Source organism: Bacteroidota bacterium (genome assembly GCA_018831055.1).
Classification (GTDB): domain Bacteria; phylum Bacteroidota; class Bacteroidia; order Bacteroidales; family B18-G4; genus M55B132.
The window spans coordinates 1-5,835 of sequence record JAHJRE010000062.1 but is presented as its reverse complement, the minus strand read 5'-3'; the positions used below and the strand labels follow the sequence as shown (position 1 = coordinate 5,835).

At 40.5% G+C, this 5,835-nt stretch carries 6 protein-coding genes; 3 read left to right on the top strand and 3 right to left on the bottom strand.

What is annotated here, in order from left to right; genetic code table 11:
* From KKA81_03730 to KKA81_03720, 3 genes are all read right to left on the bottom strand, one after another.
* The coding region (locus KKA81_03730) for a urocanate hydratase (protein MBU2650022.1) at nucleotides 1–213 on the bottom strand (213 nt) is incomplete at its 3' end.
* A 104-nt stretch (nucleotides 214–317) separates the two neighbouring features.
* Nucleotides 318–929 carry a sigma-70 family RNA polymerase sigma factor gene (locus KKA81_03725; protein MBU2650021.1) on the bottom strand — a complete coding sequence of 204 codons (612 nt, stop codon included), beginning with the start codon at nucleotides 927–929 and terminating at the stop codon, nucleotides 318–320.
* On the bottom strand, nucleotides 920–2,032 hold the full coding sequence (locus KKA81_03720; GenBank protein MBU2650020.1) for a glycosyltransferase: 1,113 nt from the start codon (nucleotides 2,030–2,032) through the stop codon (nucleotides 920–922). The genes KKA81_03725 and KKA81_03720 overlap by 10 nt, the downstream gene beginning before the upstream one ends.
* A gap of 81 nt (nucleotides 2,033–2,113) precedes the next feature.
* On the opposite strand from KKA81_03720, the gene tgt reads away from it, so the two are divergent.
* From tgt to KKA81_03705, 3 genes are all read left to right on the top strand, one after another.
* Complete coding sequence (gene tgt / locus KKA81_03715; protein ID MBU2650019.1) at nucleotides 2,114–3,244, top strand: tRNA guanosine(34) transglycosylase Tgt; 1,131 nt, start codon at nucleotides 2,114–2,116, stop codon at nucleotides 3,242–3,244.
* Nucleotides 3,241–4,848: a glycosyltransferase family 39 protein gene (locus KKA81_03710; GenBank protein MBU2650018.1), complete on the top strand. Its 1,608-nt coding sequence runs from the start codon at nucleotides 3,241–3,243 to the stop codon at nucleotides 4,846–4,848. The genes tgt and KKA81_03710 overlap by 4 nt, the downstream gene beginning before the upstream one ends.
* Nucleotides 4,849–4,904: 56 nt before the next feature.
* The coding region (locus tag KKA81_03705; protein MBU2650017.1) for an LptF/LptG family permease at nucleotides 4,905–5,835 on the top strand (931 nt) is incomplete at its 3' end.

The window sequence follows — 5,835 nt, the reverse complement described above, 5'->3', positions numbered from 1 at the left end:
TTTTAATTCCCTGGCAAACTCAGGCGCAAGGACTTCATGATGCTTTGGTTCAAAATACCTCAGGGCATTCCTTAAAGCCAGACGTTTTTCCTCCGTGTTTAAAATGTCTTTCCTAACAGGGGCATGGCTTACAGTGTCATCCCACGGCAAGGGTTCCGGTAACTGATCCGGAATACCGGCCAAAATGGCTTTCTTAAATTCTTTTTTATTCATGATGCTTTATGCTTTCTTGCTGCAAAGTTATAATAATAGGATAGGAAAAGAAGCAGGTAATTATAATCGATGAGATGATTATATTCAGAATCTTAAGTATACTGCTAAAACTTTTCAGGAAGGTTTTTGATGATATTATATATGAACTCCCTGGCACGGTAAAGCTGGGCTTTCACAGTGCCCAGCGGAAGATCCAGTTCTTGCGCAATTTCTTCATAGGAATACTCTTTAAAATACCTGAGTTCTATTAAAGTACGGTAATGCGGTTTAAGCCTGTCAACTATCTCCCGTAACCTGTTGATCTTTTCCTTTTTTAAAATATTCTCTTCAGGATCCAGGCTTTCTTCCGGTATCATATTTGCCAGTTCGTCACCATCCTCGTTGTTGTCGCTGGTCTTATTCATGGAGAAAGTATATTTGGCCTTTTTTCTCATGAAATCGATGCAATTATTGGATGCTATCTTAAATAGCCAGGTACTGAACGCAAAATCAGGTGTGTACTGGTGAAGTTTTTTGAACGCCTTCCCAAAAGCTTCTATAGTAAGATCATCCGCATCTTCAGGATTGTTTGTCATCTTAAGAAGCATAAAATACAGGGAATCCTTATAGTTATTCATCAACTCCGCGTACGCTTTCTGATCTCCCCTGCCGATGGCGGCCTGGACCAATTGATAATCTCTTTGGGCTTTATCGGTTAGATTTGGGTTTACTTCCATTTATCCTGCTTGTAAATCAGATTTGAAAACGCCAATAAGGGATTTATTAAAATAAAAATGAACTCCATCAGTGGCGAAATTAGCAATAATTTTTTCTCTTTAAGCCGAATCATTGAACTTTTCAGGATGACCATCTGGGAGACCATTCTTAATGCCCATAATGATAACAAATATAATATATTATATCCGAATATCAGAAGGAAGATAAAACTTATCCAGAAAAAAAACTGTGAAACCGAATACAATCCAAGCAAAGCTTTAAAACGAAATTTATAATGACCTGCTGTCGAAAGATGTCTTTTTTTCTGTCGCAGGAAGGCTGCAAAAGTTAAAGGTTGCCTGGAAAGGGTATGGCTGTCGGCGCTGATTTCCACAGCAGTATTCAGCCTCGTTGCAACTTTATTGATGAATAGGTCATCATCACCCGAAGAAACCTTGTAATGCGAACTAAAACCCTTATTCCGGTAAAAAAGAGATCGTTGATACGACAAGTTTCTGCCAACTCCCATGTAAGGCAAACCTGCCATCGCAAAAGAAAGGTATTGAACAGCTACGTGGAGAGCTTCGAAACGGACAAGTTTATCGAGCATTCCCTTTTCTGGTCTGTATGCTCCGTAACCAATAATAATTTCAATGTTTTCCTGAAAATTACCGGCCATAGTAGCGATCCATCTTTCTGAACGAGGCCTGCAATCAGCATCCGTCAAAAGCAAATGCTCATATTTTGCCGACTTGATCCCCATGGATAATGGAAACTTCTTTCCTTTGAAGAAATTCAGGTTTTCAGGAAGGTTAACTACTTTGAGATGTTTATATTTATCTTTAAATTCATCCAGCAAAGTGAGAGTTTCATCATCAGAAGCATCATTAACCAATACAACTTCAAACTCCGGATAATCCTGTTCCAGGATGGGAGGAAGATTATTTATCAGATTATCATATTCATTACGGGCAGCTATTACTACAGAAATGGGCACGGAACCAGGATTCCCTTTCTTCTTCCTGGAAAAAGCGAGGCGTGAAAAAAACGCCCATGTGTAAAACAACTGAATGGCAGCACTTGCCAGAAATATAATGAAAATCGTCCATAAAGCTTTATCCATCCTCATTGCAGATTTGGGTCAAGGTAAAAGTATCCAAACTTGATGAATAAAAATTATCTTTGGCAAATTATTTATGAACAGATGTATTTTAATATCGAGTACACCGATAGATACAGCAAAGCCAGGGCAGGAAGGTTTGTAACGGAGCACGGTGAAGTTGAGACACCGGTATTTATGCCGGTTGGTACGGCAGGCAGTGTAAAGGCTGTTCACGTCAAAGATTTGGAGGAAGATGTAAAAGCCAGGATCATCCTGGGAAATACCTATCACTTGTATCTTCGCCCCGGGCTCGAAATACTCAGGGAAGCCGGAGGTTTGCATCATTTTATTCACTGGAACAAACCCATATTGACCGACAGCGGCGGTTATCAGGTATACTCACTCAATGATATCCGGAAACTCTCGGAAGAGGGTGTTAAGTTTCAGTCGCATATCGACGGCTCCAGGCATCTGTTCACCCCGGAAAATGTGATCGATATTCAGAGAGTCATTGGCGCAGATATTATTATGGCTTTCGACGAGTGTACTCCATATCCCTGTGAATATGGCTACGCTCTGCAATCAATGCAAATAACCCACAGATGGCTCGATCGATGTCTCAAGCAAATGAATGAGACAGTCTGCCCTTACGGCCATGATCAAGCCTTATTCCCTATTGTTCAAGGCAGTGTTTATAAAGACCTTCGTGCCAAATCTGCAGAATATATAGCTTCTGCCGGCGCCGCGGGAAATGCCATCGGGGGATTATCGGTAGGCGAGCCCCATGAGATCATGTATGAAATGACAGAGCTCGTTTGCTCTATCCTGCCGGCCGACAAACCCCGCTACCTTATGGGCGTGGGAACACCGGCCAACATCCTCGAATCCATTGCACTGGGAATTGATATGTTCGATTGCGTTATCCCCACAAGAAACGGAAGAAATGGTATGCTGTTCACATCTTCCGGCATAATGAACATGAAAAACGAGAAATGGAAAAATGACCACAGCCCCATTGATCCCGAAGGTCAATCATTTGTAGATACATACTACAGCAAAGCCTATCTTCGTCATCTCTTCAGTGCCAATGAAATGCTGGCCGCTACCATTGCCAGCCTTCATAACCTGGCTTTTTACATGTGGCTTGTAAATGAATCCCGCATAAAAATCCAGGAAGGTACATTTGCTTCCTGGAAGGATAGTATGGTAAAGCGAACCAGTACCCGACTATGATTATGATCAACCTCATCAGAAAATACCCCTGGTTATTAATCATTGCGGCCATAATGCTTCTGGCTCCCGCTTTACTGATAAACCTCGGATTAAACCCTGTTTTTCTGGCCAGTGACGAAGCTATTCGTGCCCTCGTCAGCACGGAAATGATCCTTTCCGGAGATTATCTCATCCCAACAATACAGGGTGAATTATACATGAACAAACCACCCCTTTATAACTGGATCCTGGCCGGTGCCTTCCTCCTCTTTGATTCATACGACGAATGGGTGATCAGATTGCCAAACCTTGTGTCATTCATTCTTTTTGGGATTGTTATCTTCTTTTCTTTCAGGAAATCAACAGGAAATTACCGTTCAGCACTTATTGCCCTGATGTTCATGACCAGTGGTAGACTATTATTCTGGGATAGCTTCCTGGGTTTGATAGATATCCTGTTTTCATTGATAGTATTTCTGAATTTTATGGTGATTTACCATTTTTTCAGGAAAGATAAACTCTTAACGCTCTTTCTGATCTCATACCTGCTTACGGCAGTTGCCTTTATGTTTAAAGCCCTGCCTGCCCTTCTTTTCCAGGCGATTACACTTTTAGTGCTGTTTACAATGAACAGACAGTTCAGGAAACTAATTTCCTGGAAACACATCTCAGGTATACTCCTGCTCGCTATATTGCTTGGTTCATATTACCTTATTTATTACCTGCTGAGACCGGATGATATAGATAAAATGTTCTATACTATTTTTGAGCAGTCGACCCGAAGAACGGGCTTGAAATTCGGGCTATTGAAGACCATTGAACACTTTTTCGCTTTCCCTTTCGAAGTGATCTATCACTTTGCTCCCTGGACACTTATGCTTCCTGTCCTTTTCAGGAAAAACCTTATGGGTGCCATAAGGAGGGATAATACTGTATTGTATATGACCCTCATCTTTCTCTTTAACATTATTATTTATTGGATATCTCCGGAAGTATTCCCACGCTATCTCTTCATGTTCATTCCGCTACTCCTTTATGTTTTCATGTACCTTTATGAATTGAATCCCCATAAATATGCTATCCGGATAATCAATTTGATCTGGTACCTCATCATTGTCGCTTCCATCCTGATTTTCCTGGCATTGCCTTTTACTCCCTATTTTGATTTTGTAGAACACAAAATTCTAAAAGCCCTGCTTATAGCTTTTGGACTGGGATTGTTGCTAATTATCTTTTACATGATTATCCCACAGCGAATCGCGATAGTGATCATAAGCCTTTTGCTTATACGTATAGGATATAACTGGTTCATCCTGCCCAACAGAGCCCATGAAACACAAACATTCAAGGATCAGGCTCTGAAAGTAGCAGACATTACCAAAGGAAGCCGGCTTTATGTTTATAAAGGTTCGGTGTACCAGCATGCCATTTCTTTTTATCTGAGTTCCAGGCGTGGTGAAATTGTGAGAGTTAAATCCGATGATTTTGATCCTGACGCATATTATATGGTTTACCAGTATCTTATCGACGACCGGGAATACATCAATTATCTTGATTTTGAGATTGAATGGAACAGAAGAGCATTAAAACTGGTTAAATTTACCGACTGGCCGGAAACACAATAAGAAAAGCAAAAAAAGGTTTATGATGCGTATATGCATTCGGAAATCACAGCAATGAAATGAAAATCATCGATCTGTATATAATCAAGAAATTTCTGGGCACTTTTTTTTATGCCATTTCCTTGCTTATCGTGATCGTGATCATCTTCGATGTTTCGGAAAACATTGATGAATTCCTGGAAAAAGATGCTCCTCTCGAACAAATCATATTCAATTATTATCTGAATTTTGTCCCTTATTTTATTAATCTCTTCAGTTATCTGTTCACCTTCATCTCAGTTATTTTCTTCACTTCCAAAATGGCCGGTAATACTGAAATAATAGCCATTCTGAGCAGTGGCGTCAGTTATTACCGCATGTTGAGACCCTATATGATCTCCGCACTTTTTCTCGCGTTAATGTCATTTTACCTGAGTAACTTTCTGATCCCCAAAACAAATATCAAACGAAGAGTATTTAAGGACAGGTATATTGAAGGGTTGGCACTTGACAGGGGACGAAATATTCATTTGCAGATCAGTCCGGGAACTTACGTTTATCTCGAAAGCTTTAATAATTCAAATGGAGTGGGATATAATTTCACACTTGAAAAAATTGAAAACAATGTTATGAAATACAAGCTGACGGCTGATCGTATTGTTTGGGACAGTTTGGGAAAGCAATGGGAAATCAATAATTATTTTCTGCGCAAGCTTGAGGACAGTACGGAGCATATTCTCAGGGGCGACAAAAAGGATACTGCTATCAATATGTATCCAAAGGATCTTTACATCCAAAAGGAGGATTTCGAGGAAATGAATTTTTGGCAGCTTAACGCTAAAATTGAAGAGGAAAAGCTGAAAGGGTCGGATGAGGCGAAGACCTATGAGATTGAAAAGCAAACCCGCATTGCTTCTCCATTTGCCACGATCGTGCTTACCCTTATCGGTGTTTCATTATCTTGCCGTAAAGTAAGGGGAGGTATAGGCTTACACCTGGGGCTGGGCATTG

Excerpts from the sequence above, each read along its gene's own strand:
- KKA81_03725 (MBU2650021.1), bottom strand. The coding sequence starts at position 929 with ATGGAAGTAAACCCAAATCTAACCGATAAAGCCCAAAGAGATTATCAA.
- KKA81_03720 (MBU2650020.1), bottom strand. The coding sequence starts at position 2,032 with ATGGATAAAGCTTTATGGACGATTTTCATTATATTTCTGGCAAGTGCT.
- tgt (MBU2650019.1), top strand. The coding sequence starts at position 2,114 with ATGTATTTTAATATCGAGTACACCGATAGATACAGCAAAGCCAGGGCA.
- KKA81_03710 (MBU2650018.1), top strand. The coding sequence starts at position 3,241 with ATGATTATGATCAACCTCATCAGAAAATACCCCTGGTTATTAATCATT.